Below are 25,896 nucleotides of genomic sequence, written 5' to 3'. Positions count from 1 at the left end.
GTGAAATTTCGACGAGGTGAGAGGGGCGGTTTAAATGTCCCAGATCACGTTGATCGCAAAGTTGCGACCCGGCTGGGTCAGGCGGTCGAGGTTGGCCGGGGAGGTCACGCCCGCTTCGCCGACGCCGTCGTAGCTGCGTACGTCGTCCCAGTTCCAGTATTTCTTGTCGGTGAGGTTGTAGAGGCCGCCATTGATGGTCACGTCGTTGGTGACTTTGTAGAAACCGGTCAGGTCGACGATGCCAAAGCCTGGGGTCTTGAAGGGGCCAGTGGTGCTGCCGTCAGGCGCGTGAAAAGTGGTGCTGTCGACGCGGTTCTGCTTTTTCACCAGGGTCCAGCTCAGCAGGCCACCGTAGTTGTCCTGGTCGTAGCCCAGGCCGAATACGCCCTTGAGCGGGTTGACGCTGTTGAGCGCCTCGCCATTGTCGTCGTTGCGGCCATAGGTGTAGCCGACCGAACCCTGGGTGTACAGGCCTTGCGGTGCGCCGAAGGCATCGAGGTTCAGGCGCCCTTTGGCTTCTATCCCTTTGATGGTGGCGTGCTTGATGTTGTTGGCTTCGAATTGCTGTGAGGTGCCGCCGGCGACGGAGGCGTCCTCGTCGATGAAGTCGCGGTATTTGTTGTAGAACACAGCGATATCAAACGAACCGGAATCGAAGTTGCCGCGAATTCCGGTTTCCACGCCCTTGCTGCTTTCCGGCTTTAGGTCTGGGTTGGGCTCGACGGTGTAGCCCTGCTGCAGGTTTTCAAAGCGGCCGTACAAGGCCTTGGCCGACGGTGTGCGGAAGCCTTCAGCGTATTGGCCGAACCAGGTGTAGTGATCGGTCAGTGCGTAGGTCAGGCCGAATTTGGGCGTCACACGGTGCCAGGTTTTTTCCTTGTCACTGTGGGCGTAGATCCGCGTCGGGTCGACAGTGTTGAGGAACTCTTCAGTCAACTTGGGTTTGAGTTGGGTGTAGTCGTAACGCACGGCGGGCAGGAAGGTCCATTTGTCCCAAGTGATCTGGTCCTGTGCGAACAACGAGTAGGTGTTGATGGTCGGGTCCGGGAAGTCACTGGCCTTCTTTACGCTATCGCTGGCAATCGGACTGGGCGCGCCGATGGCCGTGCAACCGCCGCCAACAGCCAGGCAGCTGGCTGCGCCTTCTCGGGAGCCGGTGACTTTCTGTTGCTTGAGGGTGGTGCCATAGGTCAGTTGGTGATCGGTTTCACCCAGGCTAAAGGCCTTGTCCAACTGGGCGTCGAACACCCACTGTTTTTCTTCGTAAAGGGTTTCGCGGGTGCGCAAGACACGGCGCGACGGCTGGTAGATCTCGGCGGTGGTCTGGTCGGTCTTGGCGATCTGGTAGTTGAGGCTGGTCTTGATCTGATCGGCAATCGGCGAGTCCAGGGCAAAGCGGTTTTCGATACCGAAACGCTCGCGGGTGATGGTGTCGTTGCCCGACCGCGCACGGTAGAAGTTGAAGCCACGCCCGCCGGTGAACGGACCACCCACGGCATTCTTGAGATTGACGTCGCGATCATCCTTGAACTTCTCGTACGTCAGGCCCAGTCGATTGTCGTCACCGTAGTTCCAGCCCAGCTTGGCCAGCACGTTGATGGTGCGCGCGTCCTCGGGGTTGGCGCCAGTGCGCGCCAGCCCCGTGGCGTTGTTGCCATCATAGGATTCCATCTCATGGCCGTTGCGCTGGCTCAGGTGCAGCAAGCCGTCGAAGTCTTGCACGCGTCCGGCGACGGTGCCGGAGGTCAGCCAGCTTTCATCGGCGGAGCTGTAGCCGGTCTTGAGGCGGGCGCCGACGTCCTTGCCGGGTTTGATGATGTCGTCCGGGTCGAGGGTGAAATAACTCACCGCACCACCAATGGCGCTGCTGCCGTACAGGGCCGAGGCCGGGCCGCGCAGAATCTCGACGCGTTTGACGATTTCCGGGTCGACGTAGTTGCGACGGGTCTTGGCGTAAGGGCCGTTGAAGAAGTTGTCCGGCACCTCCACACCATCCACTTGGGTGAGGATGCGGTCGCCGTCGATGCCACGAATATTGTAGCCCGAATTGCTCGAGCGGCCACCGGCACCGCCTACCGAGACGTTGGGCTCATAACGCACCAGTTCACGGATGGTATTCACGTTCTGGCGGTCCAGCTCTTCGCGATCATGCACGCTGACGGTGCTCGGTACGCTGCTCACGCCCTGCTCACTGCGGGTGGCGCTGATGGTCACCTGTTGCAGGTTGAGGGTGCTCCCCGCTGCGCGCTTTTCCAGGATGATGTTGTTGCTGCCCAGTTTGCGATAGCTCAGGTTGGTCCCCACCAACAGCCGGTCCAGGGCTTTTTCCGGCGACAACGGGCCGCGTACGCCTGGGGACGACACACCCTGGCCCAACTCAGCGGGCAGGCCGACTTGCCAACCGGTCACAGCGGTAAAGGCGTTGAGGGCCGAGACCAGCGATTGCTGCTCGATGCTGAAGTTGTAGTTGCCGTGGCTGCGTGCAGTAGGTTCGGCGGCGGTGGCCGTCATCACCGGCGCACCGGCCAGCAGGATGGCCGCGGTCAGCAAGGACAGGACGGGCGAAGAGGACCGGCGGTTGAAACGAGAGGACATCGAGAGCGCTCCGGGGTACGAATCTTATAGTTGCGAACTGAAACAAATAGGAATCAGTTGCATTGGCTAAGACGAGACGTACGATCCTCGGCTATCGAGTAAAAATAATTCTCATTTAGTTCAAGATCACCAGCGCCGGGTATTCCGACAGCTTGGCCGAGGTGATGTGGGCCAGGGAGCGCACCACGTCCAGGGGCTGGTCGAGGCGGTAATTGCCGGTGACGGCGACGCTGGCCAGTTGATCATTGGTGTTGACGATCCAGCCGGGATAATAACGGCGCAGCTCGGCGAGCACTTCGCTCATCGGGCAGTTTTCGAAGATCAGCCGGCCTTGCACCCAGGCCAGATCCTTGTTGGCGTCCAGCTTGGCCGGCTGGCCAAAACCCTTGGGCCCGATGCGGATACTTTCACCGGCGCGCAAGCGCACGCGGGCATCATCGAAGGTGTTGCTCAGGTCGACATCGCCGCGTTGCACTTGCACCTGCGCTTCGCCATTCAGGTAGCGCACGGCGAACGCGGTATCACGCACGCTGGCGCGCACGGGGCCGGCGTCGATTTCCAGGGGCAGGCCATGGTTGGGCACGACTTCGAAAAACGCCTCGCCCTGGTACAGTCGGGCGAGGCGCTGATGGTCCTTGATACTGCTGGAAAATGCCGAGTTGGTGTTCAGCAACACTTTGGAGCCGTCATCCAGTTGCAGGCGCTGGCGTTCGCCCACCACGGTGAGGTGGTCGGCTTGCAGACGCACCGGCAGGTTGCTGAAGCTGAACAGGCCGATCAGCAGCACAGCGGCGGTGGCCAGCGGTTTCCAATGCGGTTTGATGCGGCGCCAAGCGCTGGACTTGCGCGGTACGGCCAGTGCGACGGCGGCACTGTGAACCGGCGCGCGCTCCCATGCGGCTTGGGCCTTGGCGAAGGCGTGGACGTGGGCGGGATCGCTGGCCAGCCAGGCTTCGAATTCGGTCTGTTGCCCGGGTTGCGGGCACTGCAAGGCGATCAGCCAGTCAAGGGCTTGGTCCATGGCCGTGTCTTGCAACACCTCATGAGCCAGCTCGAGAGGGCGCAGTTTATTCGGGTCCGTCACGGTGTTCCTCGGGTCTTCGCCACGTTCTATTCAACTTTCTTGCAGCTGGGATCGACGCTTCTGTTGGGTGAAGCTTAAGGCCGATCCAGCCGTTCGGCCACACCTACGCAGATAGCCATAATCAATTTGAGTTCCTTTTGCACGGTGCTCAAGGACACTTCCAACTGATCGGCGATCTCCTGGTAACTGCAACCATGCAGGCGGCTGAGGATGAAGATCTGTTGTTGGCGGGCGCTCAACTGGCCGAGGCTGACGCTCAGGGCTTCGAGCATTTGCTCGGCTTGGGTGGCATCTTCGGGGGTACTGATGGGGGCGGCGACGCTTTGCAGGACATCCAGCGGAACATCTTCTTGCAGCGTGCGGGCCTGGATCCTGCGCGCACGCAGATGGTCCAGCGCCAGGTTGCGCGCCGTCTGAAACACGAAGGGTTCAAGGTGATCGATCGGCCGCTCGCTCAGGGCCCGAGTGACGCGCAGGTAGGTTTCCTGCAACAGGTCCTCGGCGGTGCTGTGGTTATTCACCATCCGCTGCAAGGTGCGAAGCAGAATCACCCGTTGGGTGAGAAAGACATGGTTGAAGCGAGATTGGCTCACAGTGATACCAGACCGGTTTGCAGTTAATGATAATGCTTATCATCAACGCAAATGGCAAGTGGCACGTTGCCCGGTGTTGCACAGGACAAATGTGGGAGCGGGCTTGCTCGCGAATGCATCACCTCGGTATTCAGATGAACCGAGGCGTCTGTATTCGCGAGCAAGCCCGCTCCCACACAAGCCCACTCCCACTGGATTACTCGGCGTTACACAATGCCAGGCAGTTATCCAACATACGGTTGGAGAAGCCCCACTCGTTGTCATACCAAGCCAGCACTTTCAGCAACTTGCCGCTGACTTTGGTGTGATTGGCATCGAAGATCGACGACAACGGGTTGTGGTTGAAGTCGCTGGAAACCAGCGGCAGGGTGTTGTAACCCAGAATCTTCGAATGCTGGCTGGCATCCTTGAGCAGCGCGTTGACCTGTTCGGCGGTGGCTTCTTTCTTCAACTGCACGGTGAGGTCCACCAGCGACACGTTGATCACCGGTACACGCACCGCCATGCCGGTCAGCTTGCCCGCCAGTTCCGGCAGCACCAGGCCGACGGCTTCAGCGGCGCCGGTTTTGCTCGGGATCATGTTCTGGGTGGCCGAACGCGCACGATACGGGTCGGTGTGGTAGACGTCGGTCAGGTTCTGGTCGTTGGTGTAGGCGTGAATCGTGGTCATCAGGCCGCTTTCGATGCCCAGCTCGCGGTGCAGCACTTGAGCCACAGGCGCCAGGCAGTTGGTGGTGCACGAAGCGTTGGAGATGATCTGGTGGGATTGACGCAGAATGTCGTGGTTGACGCCATAGACCACGGTCGCGTCCGCGCCCTTGGCCGGTGCGGAAATGATCACCTTGCGCGCGCCGGCGGTAATATGGGCGGCAGCTTTGTCACGTTCGGTGAACAGGCCGGTGCATTCGAACACCACGTCGATCTTGTGTGCAGCCCACGGCAGGTCGGCTGGGTTGCGAATGGCACTGACGGCAATCCGGTCGCCATTGACGGTCAGGCTTTCCTGATCGTGAGCGACCTCTGCTTCGAAAGTGCCATGCACGGTGTCGTATTTGAGCAGGTGGGCGTTGATCGAACTGTCGCCCAGATCGTTGATGGCGACGATCTGCAAATCCTGGCGGTAGCCTTGGGTATACAGTGCGCGCAGGACATTACGGCCGATACGGCCAAAACCATTGATTGCGATACGAAGAGTCATTGGAGAGTGCCTGTCGTCGATTTGTTGTAAGAATTACAAGATTATTCGCATAAAAATAGAAAACAAGCCTTTTTAGTGGCAATATTTTGTTCAATCTACAACGAGTGACCTGAATCAACTGGTCCGATGATCCAAACGACTCCCTGCCATCCCATGCGCTGCGGGCGTTTGATCAGCATAGACACTCAGGTCGCCACATCCGTTAGCCTGGAGTTCTACACATGCATCCCCGCGTTCTTGAGGTCACCGAACGGCTTATCGCCCGCAGCCGCGCCACCCGCGAGGCCTACCTTGCGCTCATTCGCGGTGCAGCCACCGACGGTCCGATGCGCGGCAAGCTGCAATGCGCCAACTTCGCCCACGGCGTGGCCGGTTGCGGCACTGAAGATAAAAATAGTCTGCGCATGATGAATGCCGCCAACGTGGCAATTGTTTCGTCATATAACGACATGCTCTCGGCGCACCAGCCGTACGAACATTTTCCTGAACAGATCAAGAAAGCCCTGCGCGAAGTCGGCTCGGTCGGCCAGTTCGCCGGCGGCACCCCTGCCATGTGTGACGGCGTGACCCAGGGCGAGCCTGGGATGGAGTTGAGCCTGCTCAGCCGTGAAGTCATTGCCATGTCCACGGCGGTAGCGCTGTCCCACAACATGTTCGATGCCGCGCTGATGTTGGGCATTTGCGACAAGATCGTCCCCGGCCTGATGATGGGCGCGCTGCGCTACGGCCACTTGCCGATGATATTCGTACCGGGCGGCCCGATGCCGTCGGGCATCTCCAACAAGCAGAAAGCCGACGTGCGCCAGCGCTACGCCGAAGGCAAGGCCACCCGCGAAGAGCTGCTGGAATCGGAGATGAAGTCCTACCACAGCCCTGGCACCTGTACCTTCTACGGCACCGCCAACACCAACCAGTTGCTGATGGAAGTGATGGGCTTGCACCTGCCGGGCGCCTCGTTCGTCAACCCGTACACGCCGCTGCGCGATGCGCTGACCCGCGAAGCCGCGCACCAGGTCACCCGCCTGACCAAGGCCAACGGCAGCTTCATGCCGATCGGCGAGATCGTCGATGAGAAATCCATCGTCAACTCCATCATCGCCCTCAACGCCACTGGTGGTTCGACCAACCACACCCTGCACATGCCGGCGATCGCCATGTCGGCGGGCATTATTCTTACCTGGGACGACATGGCTGACCTCTCCGAGGTGGTGCCGACCCTGTCCCACGTGTATCCAAACGGCAAGGCCGACATCAACCACTTCCAGGCGGCGGGCGGCATGTCGTTCCTGATCCGCGAGCTGCTCGAAGCCGGCCTGCTTCACGAGGACGTCAACACGGTGGCCGGCAAGGGCCTGAGCCGCTACACCCAGGAACCATTCCTGGTCGACGGCGAGCTGATCTGGCGCGACGGTCCGATCGAAAGCCTCGACGAAAGCATCCTGCGTCCCGTGGCCCGTGCGTTCTCGCCGGAAGGTGGCTTGCGTGTGATGGAAGGCAACCTCGGTCGTGGCGTGATGAAAGTGTCTGCCGTGGCTCCGGAACATCAAATTGTTGAAGCGCCGGCGGTGGTGTTCCAGGACCAGCAAGACCTGGCCGACGCGTTCAAGGCCGGTCAGTTGGAAAAAGACTTCGTGGCCGTCATGCGCTTCCAGGGCCCGCGCTCCAATGGCATGCCCGAATTGCACAAGATGACGCCGTTCCTTGGCGTGTTGCAGGACCGTGGCTTCAAAGTCGCACTGGTAACAGACGGGCGTATGTCCGGCGCGTCGGGTAAGATCCCCGCCGCGATCCACGTCAACCCCGAAGCCCAGAGCGGCGGGCCACTGGCGCGGGTGCGCGATGGCGATATCATTCGCGTGGATGGCGTGAAGGGCACCTTGGAGCTTAAGGTGGACGCCGACGAATTCGCAGCGCGCGCGCCTGCCACGGGCCTGTTGGGCAATAACGTGGGGGCCGGTCGCGAGCTGTTTGCATTTATGCGCTTGGCCGCAAGCTCCGCAGAGCAGGGCGCCAGCGCCTTTACCTCTGCCTTGGAGACGCTTAAGTGAAGCTTGCGCTGGTCGGTGATATCGGGGGCACCAACGCCCGTTTTGCGTTGTGGCGCGATCAGGAACTGCATTCGATCCGCGTGCATGCCACGGCGGATCACTCCAGCCCTGAAGATGCGATCAAGGTTTACCTCAAGGAGGAAGGCCTGGAAATCGGCGACATCGGTGCGGTGTGCCTGTCGGTGGCCGGGCCGGTAAGCGGCGATGAATTTAAATTCACCAACAATCACTGGCGCCTGAGCAAGACTGCGTTTTGCAAGACGTTGCAGGTCGATGAACTGCTGCTGGTCAATGACTTCTCGGCCATGGCCTTGGGCATGACCCGCCTCAAGCCCGACGAATTTCGCGTGGTCTGCGAGGGTACGCCGGAGCCATTGCGCCCGGCGGTAGTGATTGGCCCTGGCACTGGCCTGGGTGTCGGGACCCTGCTGGACCTCGGCGCTGGCCGTTTTGCGGCGTTGCCGGGGGAGGGCGGGCATGTCGACCTGCCCCTCAGCAGCCCGCGTGAAACCCAGCTGTGGCAGCACATCTACACTGAGATCGGCCACGTCAGCGCCGAAACCGCCTTGAGCGGTGGCGGCTTGCCGCGTCTGTACCGTGCCATTTGCGCGGTCGACGGCCACACGCCGGTACTGGAAACCCCCGAGGCCATCACGGCCGCAGGCCTGGCCGGCGACCCGGTGGCGATGGAAGTATTGGACCAGTTCAGCATCTGGCTGGGCCGCGTTGCCGGCAACAATGTACTGACCACCGGTGGACGCGGTGGCGTGTACATCGTGGGCGGGGTGATACCGAGGTTTGCCGACTTCTTTATCAACAGCGGCTTTGCCAAGAGTTTCGCCGACAAAGGCTGTATGAGCGACTACTTCAAAGGCATTCCGGTGTGGTTGGTGACCGCGCCGTATTCCGGATTGACCGGGGCTGGGGTGGCGCTTGAGCAGGCTTTTGCCATGTAGGAGCGAGCTTGCTCGCGAAGAACGTTAACGATAACGCAGCGCATCAGGTGATACGCAGCAGCTTCAGGATTTTCGCGAGCAAGCTCGCTCCTACAGATTGGCCATAACAACAAGGAGGACCCCGTGAGCGTAATCAGTAAATCGATTCTCCTCGTCGACGACGACCAGGAAATCCGCGAATTGCTGCAGACCTACCTCAGTCGCGCCGGTTTCCAGGTGCGTGGCGTGCCGGATGGCGCGGGGTTCCGCCAAGCGATGAACGAGGCGCCGTGCGACCTGGTCATCCTCGATGTGATGTTGCCGGACGAAGACGGTTTCAGCCTTTGCCGCTGGATCCGCCAGCACCCGCGCCAGGCGCAGGTGCCGATCATCATGCTCACCGCCAGTTCCGACGAGGCCGACCGCGTGATTGGCTTGGAACTGGGCGCCGACGACTACATCGGCAAGCCGTTCAGCCCCCGCGAGTTGCAGGCGCGGATCAAGGCCCTGTTGCGCCGTTGCCAGTTCGGCCAGGAGCGCAGCGTAGGTGGGGACGTGCTGGTGTTTGATGAATGGCGCCTGGATATGATCAGCCACCGCCTGTTTCATGTAGACGGCGAAGAAGTGATCCTCTCCGGGGCCGATTTCGCCCTGCTCAAATTGTTTCTCGACCACCCGCAACAGATCCTCGACCGTGACACCATCGGCAACGCTACCCGTGGCCGCGACCTGATGCCGCTGGACCGTATCGTCGACATGGCCGTCAGCCGCCTGCGCCAACGCTTGCGCGATACCGAAAAACCCCCGAGGCTGATCCGCACGGTGCGCGGCAGCGGTTATCAACTGGCAGCCAGCGTGGTTGCCGGCAATGCCCACTGAACATCTGACTGAACGCCGTCGCCGCTTCCCGGTGCCACGTTCGTTGCTGGGGCGCATGCTGCTGCTAACGTTGCTGGCGGTGTTGTTTGCCCAGGCGCTGTCCAGCGTGATCTGGGTCTCGCAGTTGCGTGCCACACAGCTCGAAGGCCTGGTCACCAGCGCCCGCAGCCTGGCGCATTCGATGACCGCCAGCGTGAGTTATTTCCGTTCATTGCCGGTGGCCTATCGCCCATTGGTCCTCGACCAATTGCGCAGCATGGGCGGCACGCGTTTCGTCGTGACCCTCAATGATCGCCCGTTGGACATGGCCATCCTGCCGCAAACCCCGCGTAAGCAGGCCGTGCTTGAAGCGGTCGATGAAGTGCTGAAACAAACCCTCGGTGCCGATGTGCATATCTCGGTGGAGTTTGTCAGCGCCGAAGACCTGCGCATCTTCAATGCCGGCCTCAAACTTGATGAACTGCCGCGTTCCTGGGCCCACTACGCACTGACCCTGGAGCCGGTAAACCCGCCGGTGCTGGTCACTCAGATTCAGCTCGCGCCTGGCGAATGGCTGTACATCGCCTCGCTATTGCCCGAGCCCTACACCAGTCTTGAAGAGCAAGGCCTGCCGTCCCAGCAGGTGTGGTTTATCGTGCTGACCAGCGGTTTTCTGCTGCTGTTCATCGGTTTGCTGGTGCATTGGCAGAGCCGACCGCTCAAGCGTCTGGCACGGGCGGCGCGGGACATGTCCCTGGGCGCCGATGTAGAGCCAGTCGCCGAAGGTGGCGGCAGCGAAGTGGTCGAAGTGGGCCGTGCGTTCAATGCCATGCGCGAGCGCATCAGCCGTTACCTGACCGAGCGCAGCCAGTTGTTCAGCGCGATTTCCCACGACTTGCGCACACCGATCACCCGCCTGCGCCTACGCGTGGAATTGCTCGAAGACGAGAACCTGCAAACCAAGTTCGGCCGCGACCTGGATGAGCTGGAGTTGTTGGTGAAGGGCGCGCTGCAATGCGTGAAAGATACGGATATCCACGAAAACATCGAGCCGGTCGACCTGAACCATGTGCTCGATTGCCTGGTGGAGCCGTACCTGGCGCCGAACGGGAATGGCCGCGTGACCCAGCATGGCCGGGCGTTGACGGCATATCCGGGCAAGCCGCTGGCGCTCAAGCGTTGCATCGGCAACCTGATCGACAACGCGTTGAAGTACGGTCAGAACGCCCACCTGTACATCGAGGACGATGGCGTGGAGTTCATCCTGCATGTGGATGACGAAGGACCAGGCGTACCCGAGCAACGCCTGGAGCAAGTTTTCGAACCTCACTTCCGCCTGGCTGGGCAGCAGCAGGGCTATGGCTTGGGGTTGGGAATTGCGCGCAACATTGCCCATAGCCATGGTGGGGAAGTGAGTTTGCAGAATCTGCGCGAGGGAGGGTTGCGGGTGACCTTGCAGCTACCCCGCGGTCTGGACTGAATAAACACAAAACCGCCACTCCCACATCTTGATCTCCGTTGAGTCAGATGCTCTGGCGCAATCGGGCCAGGTCACGCAATGGCGGCGCACCGAAGAGCCGGCTGTACTCGCGGCTAAACTGCGACGGGCTTTCATACCCCACGCGATACCCGGCCGCCGACGCTTCCAACCCTTCGGCGATCATCAACCGCCGCGCTTCCTGCAAGCGCAGTTGCTTCTGGTACTGCAACGGGCTCATGGCGGTGATTGCCTTGAAGCGGTGGTGCAAGGTCGAGACGCTGAGGTTCACTTCCTTGGCCAGGTCATCGATGCGCAGTGGTTGCTCGTAATTGCCGTTCAACCACTTGATCGCCTGGCTGACCCGATGGCTCTGACTGTTGGCCACGGCGATTTCATACAGGCGATAACCCTGTGGACCCCGCAACAGGCGATAAAGAATTTCCCGGTTGATCAGCGGCGCCAACATGGCGATGTCTTTGGGCGAGTCCAGCAGGCGCGCCAGGCGCAGCACGGCGTCGAGCAGTTGGCCGTCGATGCGGTCGACATACATGCCACGGGAGGTCGGACGCGAGGGCACGCCCATCGGCCCTGCTTCCGCGATCAAGGCCGTCAACTGCGCCGGGTCGATATTGATGCGCACCGACAGGTTCGGGTCTTCCGGGGTGGCATCAATGATCCGCCCGGCCACCGGCATCGCCACCGAGAACACCAGGTAATTGAGTGGGTCGTAGGCAAAGATCTCGTCGGCCAGGCGCACTTCCTTGCTGCCGCTGGCCAGAATGCACAGGGCAGGCTCCACCAGTACCGGCATGAAGTCGCGCGGCGTGTTGTGGCGGTTCAGGAACAAGGTGGTGATGGCGGTGCCGTAGGAGCCGTCCTCCCAGGTATGCCGGTGCACGATGCTGGCCAGTTCGGCGCGCTGTTTTTCCATCTCGGCATCGAGGGGCATGGCTTTATGTTCGGGCGACGACATGGAGCGTCCTCTACTGGCTACTTCGATGGGCTCAGCTTAGCGGCGGCTTTTCAAAAAGTGTTACGTCGATTCTGCACAATCCTTGCCTGATCCTGCGACGCATCGTGAATCAGGCAATCGCGGGGCCTGTCATCTCCCTGAAACAAGGCGTTGACCCATGGAATAAAACGTCTGCGCCAGACGTCCTCTCTACGCTTCTCGCAGGATTGTGCAATAAGCCGACAGGAATTGACTAACCGCGCCCGCCCCCGCGCCGTTATCTTTGATCCTGTGGCAACACGCCCTCACAGTGCTTGCCGAGCATCACTTCTCAACGGGAGAGTCGAACATGTCCACCCCCATTCCCGCGAGCCATATGGCCTTTATCCGCGCCCGCACCGGGTGCAGCACCGAACTCGGTGCACGCTTGAGCAGTTTGATCGAACCGGGCCGTCAGGCTCAGGGTTGCCTGCAGTTCTCGTTGCAGCATTCCCAGGTCGATCCCGATGTCTGGTTGATCTCCGGTTTCTGGAGCAGTGAGGAGGCGATGAGCGCCTACTTCAACTCACCAGCCCTGATGATCCTGACCGAGCTGTTGAATGACATGGTGGTCCGCAGCATGGACTTCCAGACCTTTACTGACGCATCCGCTGCACACGCCTACGGCGAGTACCTGCAACTCGCCGGCTGAAGGTCTAGAATGGCCGACTTTCCATTGGCCAGGACCAGCAACATGGCACGTAAACAATTTGCCCACCACGAAGCCGTTTCCGCCGTAGTACCGGGGGAGGGTGGCTACAGCGCCGCCGTCGCCGTCAAGGCACTGGATGGCATGGGCGCACCGCAGTTTCACAAGATCCTTGATGGACAAAAGTTCACCACGGCCTCCGACGCCGACGATGCGGCCACCCAGCAGCTTGAGTGCTTGGTCGATGTCGATGAAGAAGGCGTGCTGAACTGGGCACCCGCCGTCCTGTAGGAGCGAGCTTGCTCGCGAAAAATCCAAGGGCGCCGCAGCGTATCAAGATGCCCGCGTTATTAATGACGCCCTTCGCGAGCAAGCTCGCTCCTACAGGATTTATTTCGGTCGATACATCTTGAACAGGGCCTCAGGGCCCAACTGGAAGTAATCCGCCGGGCCGCCACCGCGCAGAATCGGCTCGGCGGCGGCGGTGTCGTAGATACCGTCCTTGAGCAACCACTTGGCTATGTGCACCGCGACCACCTCGCCCAACACCAGCCAGCTAGGCACCAATGCCTTGTCGGCGCGCTGAAGCTGGATGATTTGCGTCACCTTGCACTCGAACGACACCGGGCTCTCGCCCACCCGTGGCACGCCCACGATTTTCGAAGCCACCGGTGTCAGGCCGGACAATTCGAACTCATTCACCTCGGGTGAAACCGGGGCGCAACTCTGGTTCATCTGCTCGGCCAGCGGGCGGGTTGCCAGGTTCCACACAAACTCGCCGGTCTGTTCGATGTTGTTCAGGCTGTCTTTGCGCCCGACACTGGAAAACCCGATGATCGGCGGAATGTAGTTGAACGCGTTGAAGAAGCTGTAGGGCGCCAGGTTCAGGCGGCCTTCGCTGTCGTGGGACGAAATCCAGCCGATCGGCCGTGGACCGACGATGGCATTGAAAGGGTCATGGGGCAGGCCGTGGCCGTTGGCGGGTTCGTAGAAATGGATATCGTCGGACATGGCCTGTTCTGTTCTCGATTTCGGGACCAGCATCATACCCAATGTGGGAGCGGGCTTGCCCGCGAATACGGTGGTTCAGTCTCTACAATCGTTGACTGACACACCGCTTTCGCGGGCAAGCCCGCTCCCACATTTCGAACTGCGTTCAACGGTTAGTCGGTGGTTATGCGCGAGTGCTTACGCGTGTCCTTCATGGTCACATAGACCACCAGCGACACCGCGATACACGCGGTCACATACCAGTAGTAGCCGGTTTCCATGCCGATGCTCTTGAACCACAGCGCGATGTATTCAGCAGTACCGCCAAAAATCGATACGGTCAGCGCATACGGCAGGCCCACGCCCAGGGCGCGGATTTCGGTAGGGAACAGCTCGGCCTTCACCACGGCGTTGATCGAGGTGTAGCCGCTGACGATGATCAGCGCCGCCATGATCAGGAAGAACGCGCCCCACCAGCTCTGGATGGTGTGCAGGGTGGTGAGGATCGGCACGGTGAACAGCGTGCCGAGGATGCCGAAGGCGATCAGGATCGGGCGACGGCCGACTTTGTCCGACAGCCCACCGACGATGGGTTGCAGGCACATGAACAGGAACAGCGTCGCTGCCGAGATGGTGGTGGAGTCGGAAATGCTCATGCCGACGGTGTTCACCAGGTATTTCTGCATGTAGGTGGTGTAGGTGTAGAAGGCCAAGGTGCCGCCCATGGTCAGGCCGACCACGGTCAGCAGTTCCTTGGGGTGGCGCATCAAGGTGCGCATCGCGCTTTCCTTGGCTTTTTCCTTCTTGGTGAATGACTCGGTTTCTTCCATGCCACGACGCAGGTACAGCGCGACGACTGCGCACAGCGCGCCGATGGCGAACGGGATACGCCAGCCCCAGGCATACAACTGCTCGGTGGTCAGGACTTGTTGCAGCACGATCAGCACGGCCAGTGCGATGAGCTGTCCGGAGATCAAGGTCACGTACTGGAAGCTGGAGTAGAAACCACGGCGTTCCTTGGTCGCCATCTCGCTGAGGTAGGTGGCGGACGTGCCGTATTCGCCGCCGACCGACAACCCCTGCAGCAAACGGGCAAACACCAGCAGGATCGGTGCACCGATACCAATCATTTCATAGCCTGGGCTCAGGGCGATCAGCAGCGAACCAAAGCACATCAGGTAGACCGAGGCCATCAAGGCTTTTTTACGCCCGACTTTGTCGGCGTACAGGCCCATCAGCCAGCCACCGATCGGGCGCATCAGGAAGCCAACGGCGAAGATCGCGGCGGTGTTGAGCAGTTGGGCGGTGGTGTCGCCTTTCGGGAAGAAGGTCTTGGCGAAGTACAACGAGAAGGCGGCGTAGACGTACCAGTCGTACCACTCGACCATGTTGCCGACGGAACCACTGAAAATCGATTTGATGCGGCTGGAGGTAGTGCGCTCTTTCGTCGGCGCGGCCGCCGACCCCAGAGGCAGGGCGTTGGAGTTATCCATTGAAGGATCCTTCATCTAGTTGTTTTTATGGAGCGGCGCGTGCGCAGCCTGGCTCGAGCTATAGCAGGAGCTGTGCCAGGTGGATGAAGGCCCGCACTAGAGGGGTTCGAGGATTTTTTTGAGCGGAAAGCCGCTGATGATTTTCAATGGGTGAGCGGAAATCCGCTTATTGGCGCGGGCGCGCACTGCCCATTGTAGGCGCTGGCAAGCCAGCGCCTACAGGAAGGTGTCCCGCACCAACCCATGGCGCTGCATCTTTTCATTGAAGGTCCGGCGTGGCAGTTGCAGCTCGGCCAATACGGCCTTGATATCGCCCTTGTGCCGGGTCAACGCGGCTTTCAGGCAGTGGGCTTCGAAGGCCTCCTGCTGCGCAGCCAGGGATTGCCCAGCCTCGATGCCTTCCGGTTCCGGTTCGCCAAGGCCCAATACCTGGCGTTCGGCGACGTTGGCCAGTTCACGCACATTTCCTGGCCAATCATGGCTGAGCAGGCGCCCCAGTTGAGCGCCGCTCAGGGGTTCGACGCTGCGGCCCAGGCGCTCGGCGGCACTCTGTGCAAAGTGGTCGAACAGCAGCGGGATATCTTCGCGGCGCTCACGCAAAGGCGGCAGGCGCAGTTGCGCGACGTTCAAGCGATAGGCCAGGTCTTCGCGAAAGCGCCCGGCGCGGGCCTCTTCCAGCAGGTCCGGCTTGGTGGCGGCGATGATGCGCAGGTCCACGTGGATACTCTGGTTGGAGCCCAGTCGCTCCAGTTTCTGTTCTTGCAACACTCGCAGCAGTTTCACCTGTTGGGCCAGCGGCATGCTTTCGATTTCATCGAGGAACAGCGTGCCACCGTGGGCATATTCCAGTTTGCCGATGCGCTTGCCCTGCGCGCCAGTAAACGCGCCGCTTTCGTGGCCGAATAGTTCGGCTTCAAACAACTGCTCGGGGATGGCGGCGCAGTTGAGCGCGACAAAGGGTTTCTTCGACCGAGGGCCAAAATCATGCAGGCAACGGGCGACCATTTCCTTGCCGCTGCCGGTCTCGCCACGGATCAGTACGTTGACCGGCAGGCTCGCCAGGTCCAGCACCTGGCGGCGCAAGGTCTGCAAACCACGGGACACGCCGAGCAGGGTCGACTCCAACTGCGCGCGATGATCGGCCTGTTGATGCAGGCGGCGGTTCTCCAGGATCAGCCCGCGCTTGTCCAGGGCACGGCGCAGGCTGTTGAGCAGGGCATCGGGGCTGAAGGGTTTTTCCAGGAAGTCGTAGGCCCCGTCGCGCATGGCCTCAACCGCCATCGGTACATCGCCGTGGCCGGTGAGCAGGATGACCGGTAAATCGGCATCGCGGCGCTGTACCTCGGCCAGCAGTTCGAGCCCGCTGAGTCCGGGCATGCGCACATCGCTGAGGATCACGCCGGGGAAATCCTTGGGCAATTGCGCCAGGCATTCCTCGGCGCGGCTGAACAACTGCACCTCGAACCCCGAGAGGCTCAGCCACTGCTCGACGGCCGTGCGGATGCTGGCTTCGTCATCGACCACAATCACCGCGTTCAACATAGGTCGGGCGTCTCCAGCGCGATAGGCAGGGTCAGGGTAAATACCGCGCCGTCGCCGCGATTGCTGGCGATCAGGCGCCCACCCAATTCGTGCACGATAGCGTAGGACACCGCCAGCCCCAAGCCGAGGCCATCACCCACAGGCTTGGTGGTGAAGAACGGGTCGAACACGCTGTTCAGGTGCTCGTCGGCAATCCCGCCGCCGCTGTCGCTGACGGTCAGTCGCCACAGTTGTTGGTCGGCATGCAGGCGGATCTCCAGGCGTTTGCGCGGTTTGTCGGCCATGGCGTCGAGGGCGTTGCGCAGCAGGTTGATCAGGACCTGTTCCAAGCGGATGGCATCGCCGCGCACCCAGGCGGGGCGGGTCAGGTCCAGCACCACGCCGATGGATTCATCGCGCAGGCGCGCATCGAGCAGGTGCAGCGACTGGTCGACCACGGTGGCCAGGTCCAGGCGTTCACGCAAACCACTGGGGCTTTTGCGCGCGAAGGTCTTGAGGTGGCCGGTGAGGGCGGCCATGCGCGTGAGCATGTCGTCCAGTGGCGTGAGCGCCTGGTAGGCGTCGTCGACACGACCGTGATCCAGCAGCAGGCGCAACGTGGCCAATTGCATGCGTTGGGCGGTGAGTGGCTGATTGATTTCGTGGGCGAGGGCGGCGGACATCTGTCCCAGCGCCGCCAATTTGGCCGATTGCACCAAGCCATCCTGGGCGGTACGCAGCGCCTGGGTGCGTTCTTCCACCAGTTGCTCAAGTTCTTCGCGACTGCGCTGGCGCAAGCGGGCCAGGCGCCAGCGTTGGGTCAGGAACAGCACCAGGAACACCAGCGCCAGCCAGGAGCCGGCGGCAGCCAGGCCAGCGTTACGTTGATCTTCAAAGGCGAACTGCGGTTTGCGCAGCAGGTGCAAGGTCCAGCCTTCGGCCTTCAACGGCAGGGATTCCCAGATGTAATTGGCACTGCCATCCGGGCCGTTGACGCGCATCAGGTGGCTGTTTTCGTCGAAGCGTTGCAGGGTGCTGGTTTCGAGTGCCTGCAGATGTTTCTTGTCGTATTGGCGTGTGGCTTTCAGCTCGGCAAGGTCGCTGGCCGACAACGGTCGCAGGTTGCGATAACGCCAACCGGGTTGATTGGCGATGAACACAATGCCACGCGCATCACTGACCAGCAGCAGGTCATTGCCTTGGGCCCACTCACGTTCAAGTTCGGGGAACTCAAGCTTGACCACCATCGCGCCGAGGAACTGTTCGTGTTCATCGACCACCGCGCTGGAGAGGAAGTAACCGGGTATGCCGGTGGTCACGCCCACCGCGTAAAAGCGCCCAGTGCCCTGACTCAAGGTTTGGCTGAAATAAGGGCGAAACGCGTAGTTGTGGCCCACATAACTGCTGGGCAGGTTCCAGTTGCTGGCGGCCACGGCCAGGCCGGTGCGGTCCATCAATTCCAGGGTGGATGACTGCGCCGCGCCGTTGATGCGCTCCAGCTTGCGGTTGAGCAGATCCTGGGTCGCGGTATCCAGCGGGCCCTTCAAGGCATTGATCATCTCCGAGTCCAACGCCAGCACGGCGGGCAGGGCGCGGTAGCGTTCGATCAGGGTATGCAGCGAGTTGGCGTACAGCGCAAGCTGCTGATTGGCGCGGGCGGCGTCGTCCACCAGGGCCTGGCGTTCGGCGTGGCGCGTGGCCAAGGCCGCGGCCAGTAGCGCGCCAGCGATGATCAGCAAGGAATAGAAGGTCAGGCGCAGGGGGCGAGGGATGACGATCATACGGTGATGGGCAGGCACGGTAAGGGAGTGCACCATACCATGTGCCATAAAAAAGGCGACTGGGCCATGGCCACAGTCGCCTTTATGTTTGCAGGGGAAGCGCTTACTGCACTTCTACCGCCAGGCTTTCACTGATCTTTTTCTGCCAGATGGCAGGACCGGTGATGTGCACGGATTCGCCTTTGCTGTCGACAGCAACGGTGACCGGCATGTCCTTCACGTCGAACTCGTAGATCGCTTCCATGCCCAGTTCGGCGAAGGCAACAACACGCGACTTCTTGATGGCTTGCGCCACCAGGTAAGCGGCGCCGCCCACGGCCATCAGGTACACGGCCTTGTGGTCCTTGATCGCTTCGATCGCAGTCGGGCCGCGCTCGGATTTGCCGATCATGCCCAGCAGGCCGGTTTGCTCGAGGATCTGACGGGTGAACTTGTCCATCCGCGTCGCGGTGGTCGGGCCGGCTGGGCCAACCACTTCTTCGCGCACTGGATCAACCGGGCCGACGTAGTAGATGAAGCGACCCTTGAGGTCCACCGGCAGGGTTTCGCCCTTGTTCAGCATCTCGACCATGCGCTTGTGCGCGGCGTCGCGACCGGTGAGCATCTTGCCGTTGAGCAACACGGTTTCGCCCGGCTGCCAGCTCTGCACTTCTTCCGGAGTCAGGGTATCGAGGTTGACGCGACGGGCCGATGGGCCAGCTTCCCAGACGATTTCCGGGTAGGCGTCCAGCGGTGGCGCTTCCAGCGAGGCCGGGCCCGAGCCGTCGAGCACGAAGTGCGCGTGGCGGGTGGCGGCGCAGTTGGGGATCATGCACACCGGCAAGGACGCTGCGTGGGTCGGGTAGTCCATGATCTTCACGTCGAGCACGGTGGTCAGGCCACCCAGGCCCTGGGCGCCGATGCCCAGCTGGTTGACCTTCTCGAACAGCTCCAGGCGCATCTCTTCGATACGGTTCTGCGGGCCGCGCTTTTTCAGCTCGTGGATGTCGATGGATTCCATCAACACTTCCTTGGCCATGACGGCGGCTTTCTCGGCGGTGCCGCCGATGCCGATGCCGAGCATGCCCGGTGGGCACCAGCCGGCGCCCATGGTCGGAACGGTCTTCAATACCCAGTCAACGATCGAGTCGGACGGGTTGAGCATCGCCATTTTCGACTTGTTCTCGGAACCGCCGCCCTTGGCTGCCACGTCCACTTCCACGGTGTTACCCGGGACGATGGAGTAGTGGATCACCGCCGGGGTGTTGTCCTTGGTGTTCTTACGCGCGCCTGCCGGGTCGGCCAGGATCGAGGCACGCAGGACGTTTTCCGGCAGGTTGTAGGCGCGACGCACGCCTTCGTTGATCATGTCGTCCAGGCCCATGGTGGCGCCATCCCAACGCACGTCCATGCCCACGCGCACGAACACGGTAACGATACCGGTGTCCTGGCAGATCGGGCGATGGCCGGTGGCGCACATGCGCGAGTTGATCAGGATCTGGGCGATGGAGTCACGGGCCGCTGGCGATTCTTCGCGCAGGTAGGCTTCGTGCATGGCCTGGATGAAATCCACGGGGTGGTAGTAGGAAATGAATTGCAGGGCGTCGGCAACGCTCTGAATCAGGTCGTCTTGCTTGATCACGGTCATGAGTCGCGCTCCTCTATAAGGGAACATTCAATAAAGGTGGGCTCAGTGTTGCATCGGTCGGCTGAGCTCACCTTTCCAAGGCACGCCAAAGTGGTGCAGGCGCGACGCTAAAAAGGCGCGGCAGTATAACCCGGCTCGGTGGCCGATACACCCGACTATGGTCATGAATGCCTGGCTCGATTGGGTTGTAGGAGCGAGCTTGCTCGCGAAAAACTTGAATTTGATGGGTTTCGTCAGGCACCCCGCGTTATCGTTAGCGATCTTCGCGAGCAAGCTCGCTCCTACAGGTGAGAGTTATATGCCTGAACTGTATGTCGGCGAACGCCATTGGTCGGTAACGACCGGCAGCAACCTGCTGGATTCCTTGAACGAGGCAGGTGTGGCCGTGCCTTACAGTTGTCGCGCCGGCAGTTGCCATGCGTGTCTGGTGCGATGCCAGGGGGAGGTCGATGACAAGCAGCCCGAGGCCTTGAGCCCGGCGCAACGTCAGGACGGCTGGCGCTTGGCGTGCCAGTGCCAGGTGAGCGGGGACCTGCGCGTCGAAACCTTTGATCCTACGCGTGATGGGTTGCCGGCCCAGGTGGTGGGTATCGATTGGTTGAGCCCGAGTGTGCTGCGCCTGCGCCTGCAACCCGAGCGTGGCCTGCGCTACCGGGCTGGGCAGCATCTGGTGTTGTGGGCGGGACAAGTGGCGCGGCCCTATTCCCTGGCGAGCTTGCCCCAGGATGACCCATTCCTGGAGTTTCACCTCGATTGCCGTCTGCCTGGCGAATTCAGTGATCTTGCCCGCCAGTTGCAGCTGGGCGACCGTTTGCGGTTGGGCGAACTGCGCGGCGGCGCGCTGCAATACGATCCCGACTGGCAAAGCCGACCGCTGTGGCTGCTGGCGTCCGGCACCGGCCTTGGCCCTCTTTGGGGCGTGTTGCGAGAGGCCTTGCGCCAGGATCATCAGGGCGACATCCGCGTGATTCACCTGGCCCATGATACTGAGGGGCATTACCTGGCCGAACCCTTGGCGCAGCTGGCCGCACAGCATCCCAACGTGACGGTGGAGCTGTGGACGGCGGCGCAGGCGACCCAGGCATTGGCGCAACTGCGGCTTGTTTCGCGGCAAACTCTGGCTTTACTCTGCGGGCACCCGGCCAGTGTCGAGGCGTTTTCCAAGCGTCTGTTCCTGGCGGGACTGCCGCGTAATCAACTGCTGGCCGATGTGTTCCTGCCCCGTGGTTGAGCGCTGAACTCTACAGCCGCTAGATTCGCCATGACCGATGCCATCCTGCAACACCGCGAACGCGGGTTGCTGACCTTGCAGCTCAATCGCCCCGACAAGAAAAACGCCCTGACCCGCGCCATGTACACGCAATTGGCCGAGGCACTGGAGCAGGCCGATGCGGATGAGGACATCCGCTGCGTACTGATCCAGGGCAGCAGTGAATGCTTCACTGCCGGCAACGACATCGGCGATTTTCTCGAACAGCCGCCCAGCGATCTCGACAGCCCACCGTTTTATTTCATGAAAAGCCTGCTCAACTGCCGCAAACCGGTGATTGCCGCCGTGGCGGGCGTTGCGGTGGGTATCGGGACAACCCTGTTGCTGCATTGCGATCTGGTATACATCAGCCGCGATGCGCGGTTGCGCATGCCGTTTGTCAACCTGGGGCTGTGCCCGGAGTTTGGGTCGAGCCTGATTCTGCCGAGGTTGTTGGGGCACGCAAAGGCTGCGGAATTATTGTTGCTGGGCGAGGGCTTTACCGGCGAACAGGCGGCAGCCTGGGGCATTGCCACCGAGGCGTTGGGCAGCGGCGAGACGGCGTTGGCCAAGGCGCGGGAAATGGCCGAGCGCTTCGAAACCTTGGCACCGGGGGCGGTGCAGGTGACCAAGCAATTGATGAAAAGTGTTGATCGTGAGCAGTTGCGGCAGGTGATCGAGGAGGAGGGGGCGCTGTTTACCCAGCGCTTGAGATCGCCTGAGGCGATTGCGGCGTTGTCGGGGTTCATCACCCGGCGCTGATCAACATGTGGGAGCGGGCTTGACCGAGTTCGACACGAACTCTTGAAATGCAAAAAAGCCCCGCCATTCACATGGCGGGGCTTTTGTTTTTCAGCGTGTCACTCAGACCTGCGGGTCGCCCACGTGCAGGATCTTCATGCCATTGGTGCCACCGGTGGTGTGGTAGCTGTCGCCCTTGGTCAGGATGACCCAGTCGCCTTTCTCTACGACGCCACGCTTGACCAGCTCGTCGATCGCCTTCTGGCTGACTTCGTTCGGTGCCAGCGAAGCCGGATCGAACGGAACGGTGTACACGCCACGGAACAGCGCGGTGCGCGCCTGGGCTTCACGGTGCGGGGTGAACGCGTAGATCGGCACCGAGGAACGGATGCGCGACATGATCAACGGCGTGTAGCCACTTTCGGTCAGCGCGATGATCGCCTTCACACCGGGGAAGTGGTTCGCGGTGTACATGGCAGCCAGGGCGATGCTCTGGTCGCAGCTTTCGAACTCTTTGCCGATGCGGTGGCTGGAGGTCTTGCTGGTCGGGTGCTTTTCAGCGCCGAGGCAGATACGCGCCATGGCTTGCACGGCTTCCAGCGGGTACGGGCCGGCGGCGCTTTCGGCCGAGAGCATCACGGCGTCGGTGTAGTCGAGCACGGCGTTGGCCACGTCGGACACTTCGGCGCGGGTCGGCATCGGGTTCTGGATCATCGACTCCATCATCTGGGTCGCCACGATCACTGCCTTGTTGTGGCGGCGAGCGTGCAGGATGATCTTCTTCTGGATACCGATCAGCTCGGCGTCACCGATTTCCACGCCCAGGTCGCCACGAGCAACCATCACCGCGTCGGAAGCCTTGATCAGGCCGTCGAGGGTTTCGTCATCGGCCACGGCTTCGGCGCGTTCGATCTTCGCCACCAGCCAGGCAGTACCACCGGCTTCGTCGCGCAGCTTACGGGCGTATTCCATGTCGGCGGCGTCGCGCGGGAAGGACACGGCGAGGTAGTCCACTTCCATTTCGGCGGCGAGCTTGATGTCGGCCTTGTCTTTTTCCGTCAGGGCTGGTGCGGTCAAGCCACCCCCACGACGGTTGATGCCTTTGTGGTCGGACAGCGGACCACCGATCAGCACGACGCAGTGCAGTTCGGTCGGGGTCGCGGTTTCGACGCGCATTACTACGCGGCCATCATCCAGCAGAAGCTCGTCGCCGACGCCGCAGTCCTTGACCAGATCCGGATAGTCGATACCCACGACCTGCTGGTTGCCTTCGGTCAGCGGGTGGCTGGTGGAGAAGGTGAATTGATCACCGATCTTCAGCTCGATCCGCTTGTTGGTGAATTTGGCGATACGGATTTTCGGGCCTTGCAGGTCACCCAGCAGAGCGACGAAGCGGCCGTGCTTGGCGGCCAGGTCACGCACCAGCTTGGCGCGAGCCTTGTGCTCGTCCGGGGTGCCGTGGGAGAAGTTCAGACGGGCAACGTCCAAACCAGCCAGAATCAGCTGTTCGAGGACTTCCGGCGAGTTGCTGGCCGGGCCAAGGGTGGCGACGATTTTGGTACGACGGACGGACATGCACAGACTCCTGAGTTCAAGCGCTGGAGAAGGCTACTATGCTCTTTCGTTGTAGTCATTGTTCGTTTGCACTACTTATCGATGATTGACTTGTTTTCGCTGCGGCTGAATACGAACATCCTTGAAGATTTTCGACGAGGGGTCGATACACTGCACAAGACAGGAGAACCCTCATGCGAATTTTGCTCATTGCTGCCCTGGCCGTCAGTGTTGTCGGCTGCACCCGTTGGTCGATGGATCACCATCTGAACAATGCCTACCGCGCCTACAAGGTCGGTGACTGCGAGCGCGTTACCCTGGAATTGTCCCAGGTCGACCGTGAAAGTCGCACCCGACGTTATGTGCAGCCGGAAGTCTCGATGTTGCGCGGTCAGTGCCTGGAACGGCAAAAGCTGTTCGTCGACGCGGTACAGACCTATCAATTCATTATCAATCAATACCCATCGAGCGAGTACGCCTACCGCGCCCGCGCGAGGCTCGACACCCTGCAACAACTGGGGCATTACCCTAGTGCAAGCGTCGCGCAACCGCGACCAGCTTCTTTGTGATGATATTCGTCATTCCATAACTGGCCCGTTGCCAGTCTTGGGCTATTCTTTGAATGTTCATTTGTATAAGTTCTATGCAAATGGATGTGGGGCCCCGGACTGGGTGGCTGTCTAGCGGCAGGCAATTGCCTGTTGTCGCACCGAGATCCAAGGAGAGCGGGCGTATTACCCGTTCCGAATCACTGGCACGGCCGCAGTCATGGCCATTGGATGGCGATCTCACCATGTTTACCGACCGACGGATCGAGCGGCATCAGCTTCCTTGTTTTTTGCAAGTGTTTAATCGTCTTACCGACAAGCCCATCGGCTTTTTGGGAAATGTCTCTGAAGATGGACTGATGTTAATCAGCCAACTGCCCATGATGGTCGACGTGGATTTTGAGCTGCGTTTGAAGATTCCGGCGGCTGACGGCACCTTCCATCCCATTGATCTCACGGCGAGCTGCCTATGGAGTCATGAGGATGTAAACCCCCAGCACTATGATTCCGGGTTCAGGGTGCTGCAGGCACCTGAGGAATATGAGCAGTTGATCAACGTCTTATTGCATTACTTCAGCTTTGATCCTTTGCAGGCTTCGGCTTAGATAAAGAGTTGGCGGGCACTTTTCAGAGCACGCCAGCTTTCTTCCACCCCAGGTAGCGCGTGACCAACGCCGGTCCCAGTTCAGACGGCAAACTGTCCAATAGGGACAGGCCTTGGGCGCTGAGTCGGTCGTGCAGTTCGTTGCGGGTATTCAGGTAGTCGATGGTGCCGCTGTAGGCCAAGGCTTCGGGCAAGGTTTGTACGGGGGCTTGGCGCAGTCGATCGAGCGCTTCCTCGCGCAGGCTGACCACCAGCACCCTGTGTTGACGACTGATACGCTTGACGGCAGCCAGCAGTGTTTCATCATCCTCATCCCGCAGGTTGGTTATCACGATCACCAATGCGCGCCGTTTCTGCCGAGCCAGCAACTCGCTTGCTGCAGCCTGATAGTCAGCAGTCCGTCGAGTGGTATCCAGGTCGTATACCGCGTTGAGCAACAGGTTCAATTGGCTACTGCCTTTGACCGGCGCCAGGTAGCGTGGCTGGTCACCGGCAAAGGTGCACAGTCCTACCGCATCCCCCTGGCGCAACGCGACGTAGCTGAGCAGCAGGCAGGCATTCAGGGCATGGTCAAAGTGAGACAGTTCGTCATCCTGGCTACGCATGCGGCGGCCGCAATCGAGCATGAACACGATCTGTTGGTCGCGCTCATCCTGGTATTCACGAGCAATGGGTGTGCGTTGCCGGGCGGTGGCCTTCCAGTCGATCTGCCGTAGGCTGTCCCCTTCGCGAAACTCGCGCAACTGGTGAAATTCCAGTCCCAAGCCGCGCCGCTGGCGTTGGCGTACACCCAGTTGGCTCAGCCAGTTGTCCACGCCCTGGAGTTGGGCGCCGTACAGACGGGCGAAGTCCGGGTAGACGCGGGTAGTATCGCTCACTTCGATCAGTCGTCGTGCTGACCACAGGCCCATGGGGCTGGGCAGGTGAATTTCACAGCGGCCGAAATTGAAATGCCCGCGTCGCAAGGGGCGAAGGCGATAACCCAGTTCACTGCGTTCACCGGGGCGCAGGTCTATGGATTGGGGCATGTGCTCGACGGACAACCCGTCAGGGACATGATCGAACACCTGCACGCTCAGTGCCTGCGCAAAGTCATGCTCTAGAACCAGGCGGATTTCTCCCCAGCGGCCCAGTGCCAGGCTTCCGGGCATTTGCCGTTGCACGCGGGGCGAAGGGCGGTTACGCAGACGCATCGCATCCAGCAGCGCGAGCAGTAACAGTGCCAGTAGCAGCCCCCATGCGATGGCGTACAAGGTGTCGGGCAACTTGACCTGCAACGCTGCCGCAGTGCCCAGCACGATGCCCAAGCCCAGCAATACGCCCAGCCAGTTCAACAGCAGACGGGTCGGTTTCATGG

General features: G+C 61.0%; 22 protein-coding genes. 10 read left to right on the top strand and 12 right to left on the bottom strand.

The window, feature by feature from the left end; all coding sequences use genetic code 11:
* Positions 1-30 precede the first annotated feature (30 nt).
* The 4 genes from U367_RS0116080 to gap all read right to left on the bottom strand — a co-directional run bounded on the left by U367_RS0116080 (position 31) and on the right by gap (position 5,470).
* Positions 31-2,595: a TonB-dependent receptor gene (locus U367_RS0116080; protein WP_028617782.1), complete on the bottom strand. Its 2,565-nt coding sequence runs from the start codon at positions 2,593-2,595 to the stop codon at positions 31-33.
* Between the two features lie 115 nt (positions 2,596-2,710).
* Positions 2,711-3,679 (bottom strand): FecR family protein, encoded by a 969-nt coding sequence (locus tag U367_RS0116075; RefSeq protein ID WP_028617781.1) that lies wholly within the window; start codon positions 3,677-3,679, stop codon positions 2,711-2,713.
* A 74-nt stretch (positions 3,680-3,753) separates the two neighbouring features.
* Positions 3,754-4,272 (bottom strand): RNA polymerase sigma factor, encoded by a 519-nt coding sequence (locus U367_RS0116070; protein ID WP_028617780.1) that lies wholly within the window; start codon positions 4,270-4,272, stop codon positions 3,754-3,756.
* 196 nt (positions 4,273-4,468) lie between these two features.
* Positions 4,469-5,470 carry a type I glyceraldehyde-3-phosphate dehydrogenase gene (gene gap / locus U367_RS0116065; RefSeq protein ID WP_028617779.1) on the bottom strand — a complete coding sequence of 334 codons (1,002 nt, stop codon included), beginning with the start codon at positions 5,468-5,470 and terminating at the stop codon, positions 4,469-4,471.
* Between the two features lie 221 nt (positions 5,471-5,691).
* Between gap and edd the strand changes: the two genes are divergently transcribed.
* From edd to U367_RS0116045, 4 genes are all read left to right on the top strand, one after another.
* Complete coding sequence (edd, locus tag U367_RS0116060) at positions 5,692-7,518, top strand: phosphogluconate dehydratase (RefSeq protein ID WP_028617778.1); 1,827 nt, start codon at positions 5,692-5,694, stop codon at positions 7,516-7,518.
* The gene (locus U367_RS0116055) at positions 7,515-8,474 is read left to right on the top strand and encodes a glucokinase (RefSeq protein WP_028617777.1); all 960 of its coding nucleotides are present in this window, start codon (positions 7,515-7,517) and stop codon (positions 8,472-8,474) included. Before edd ends, U367_RS0116055 begins: the two co-directional genes overlap by 4 nt.
* A gap of 123 nt (positions 8,475-8,597) precedes the next feature.
* Positions 8,598-9,332 carry a response regulator gene (locus U367_RS0116050; protein WP_025854798.1) on the top strand — a complete coding sequence of 245 codons (735 nt, stop codon included), beginning with the start codon at positions 8,598-8,600 and terminating at the stop codon, positions 9,330-9,332.
* Between the two features lie 31 nt (positions 9,333-9,363).
* Positions 9,364-10,791, top strand: a complete 1,428-nt coding sequence (locus tag U367_RS0116045; protein WP_201769846.1) for an ATP-binding protein — start codon at positions 9,364-9,366, stop codon at positions 10,789-10,791.
* Between the two features lie 43 nt (positions 10,792-10,834).
* Here the strand turns inward: U367_RS0116045 and U367_RS0116040 are convergent, their stop codons facing one another.
* Complete coding sequence (locus U367_RS0116040; protein ID WP_028617775.1) at positions 10,835-11,764, bottom strand: AraC family transcriptional regulator; 930 nt, start codon at positions 11,762-11,764, stop codon at positions 10,835-10,837.
* A gap of 328 nt (positions 11,765-12,092) precedes the next feature.
* On the opposite strand from U367_RS0116040, the gene U367_RS0116035 reads away from it, so the two are divergent.
* Positions 12,093-12,434 (top strand): antibiotic biosynthesis monooxygenase family protein, encoded by a 342-nt coding sequence (locus tag U367_RS0116035; protein WP_028617774.1) that lies wholly within the window; start codon positions 12,093-12,095, stop codon positions 12,432-12,434.
* A 9-nt stretch (positions 12,435-12,443) separates the two neighbouring features.
* Positions 12,444-12,722 (top strand): hypothetical protein, encoded by a 279-nt coding sequence (locus tag U367_RS0116030; protein ID WP_028617773.1) that lies wholly within the window; start codon positions 12,444-12,446, stop codon positions 12,720-12,722.
* 99 nt (positions 12,723-12,821) lie between these two features.
* Here U367_RS0116030 and U367_RS0116025 read toward each other — a convergent pair whose 3' ends face one another.
* From U367_RS0116025 to U367_RS0116005, 5 genes are all read right to left on the bottom strand, one after another.
* Positions 12,822-13,442: a flavin reductase family protein gene (locus tag U367_RS0116025; RefSeq protein ID WP_028617772.1), complete on the bottom strand. Its 621-nt coding sequence runs from the start codon at positions 13,440-13,442 to the stop codon at positions 12,822-12,824.
* Positions 13,443-13,594: 152 nt separating this feature from the next.
* Positions 13,595-14,914 (bottom strand): MFS transporter, encoded by a 1,320-nt coding sequence (locus tag U367_RS0116020; RefSeq protein WP_028617771.1) that lies wholly within the window; start codon positions 14,912-14,914, stop codon positions 13,595-13,597.
* A gap of 216 nt (positions 14,915-15,130) precedes the next feature.
* Entirely contained in the window at positions 15,131-16,456 is a 1,326-nt protein-coding gene (locus U367_RS0116015) for a sigma-54-dependent transcriptional regulator (protein ID WP_028617770.1), read from the bottom strand.
* A complete protein-coding gene (locus U367_RS0116010) occupies positions 16,450-18,216 on the bottom strand; it encodes an ATP-binding protein (protein WP_028617769.1) in 1,767 nt (588 codons plus the stop codon). Before U367_RS0116010 ends, U367_RS0116015 begins: the two co-directional genes overlap by 7 nt.
* A 103-nt stretch (positions 18,217-18,319) precedes the next feature.
* Positions 18,320-19,843, bottom strand: coding sequence for a fumarate hydratase (locus U367_RS0116005; RefSeq protein WP_016971118.1), 1,524 nt, complete (start codon positions 19,841-19,843; stop codon positions 18,320-18,322).
* A 298-nt stretch (positions 19,844-20,141) separates the two neighbouring features.
* On the opposite strand from U367_RS0116005, the gene U367_RS0115995 reads away from it, so the two are divergent.
* Complete coding sequence (locus U367_RS0115995; protein WP_028617767.1) at positions 20,142-21,074, top strand: iron-sulfur-binding ferredoxin reductase; 933 nt, start codon at positions 20,142-20,144, stop codon at positions 21,072-21,074.
* Positions 21,075-21,104: 30 nt separating this feature from the next.
* Positions 21,105-21,854 carry an enoyl-CoA hydratase-related protein gene (locus U367_RS0115990; RefSeq protein ID WP_028617766.1) on the top strand — a complete coding sequence of 250 codons (750 nt, stop codon included), beginning with the start codon at positions 21,105-21,107 and terminating at the stop codon, positions 21,852-21,854.
* Between the two features lie 102 nt (positions 21,855-21,956).
* Here U367_RS0115990 and pyk read toward each other — a convergent pair whose 3' ends face one another.
* Positions 21,957-23,408 carry a pyruvate kinase gene (gene pyk / locus U367_RS0115985; protein ID WP_016975479.1) on the bottom strand — a complete coding sequence of 484 codons (1,452 nt, stop codon included), beginning with the start codon at positions 23,406-23,408 and terminating at the stop codon, positions 21,957-21,959.
* A 173-nt stretch (positions 23,409-23,581) separates the two neighbouring features.
* On the opposite strand from pyk, the gene U367_RS0115980 reads away from it, so the two are divergent.
* Both U367_RS0115980 and U367_RS0115975 read left to right on the top strand, forming a co-directional pair.
* Positions 23,582-23,956 carry a tol-pal system YbgF family protein gene (locus tag U367_RS0115980; RefSeq protein ID WP_028617765.1) on the top strand — a complete coding sequence of 125 codons (375 nt, stop codon included), beginning with the start codon at positions 23,582-23,584 and terminating at the stop codon, positions 23,954-23,956.
* Positions 23,957-24,180: 224 nt separating this feature from the next.
* A complete protein-coding gene (locus U367_RS0115975) occupies positions 24,181-24,540 on the top strand; it encodes a PilZ domain-containing protein (protein WP_028617764.1) in 360 nt (119 codons plus the stop codon).
* 22 nt (positions 24,541-24,562) lie between these two features.
* On the opposite strand, the gene U367_RS0115970 is transcribed toward U367_RS0115975, so the two are convergent.
* Entirely contained in the window at positions 24,563-25,894 is a 1,332-nt protein-coding gene (locus U367_RS0115970) for a DUF58 domain-containing protein (protein ID WP_028617763.1), read from the bottom strand.
* Positions 25,895-25,896: the final 2 nt, after the last annotated feature.

Origin of the sequence: Pseudomonas canadensis (assembly GCF_000503215.1) — a bacterium.
In the GTDB taxonomy this organism is placed as follows: domain Bacteria; phylum Pseudomonadota; class Gammaproteobacteria; order Pseudomonadales; family Pseudomonadaceae; genus Aquipseudomonas; species Aquipseudomonas canadensis.
The sequence above is the reverse complement of the archived record's forward strand: the minus strand, read 5'-3'. Positions and strand labels throughout refer to the sequence as shown.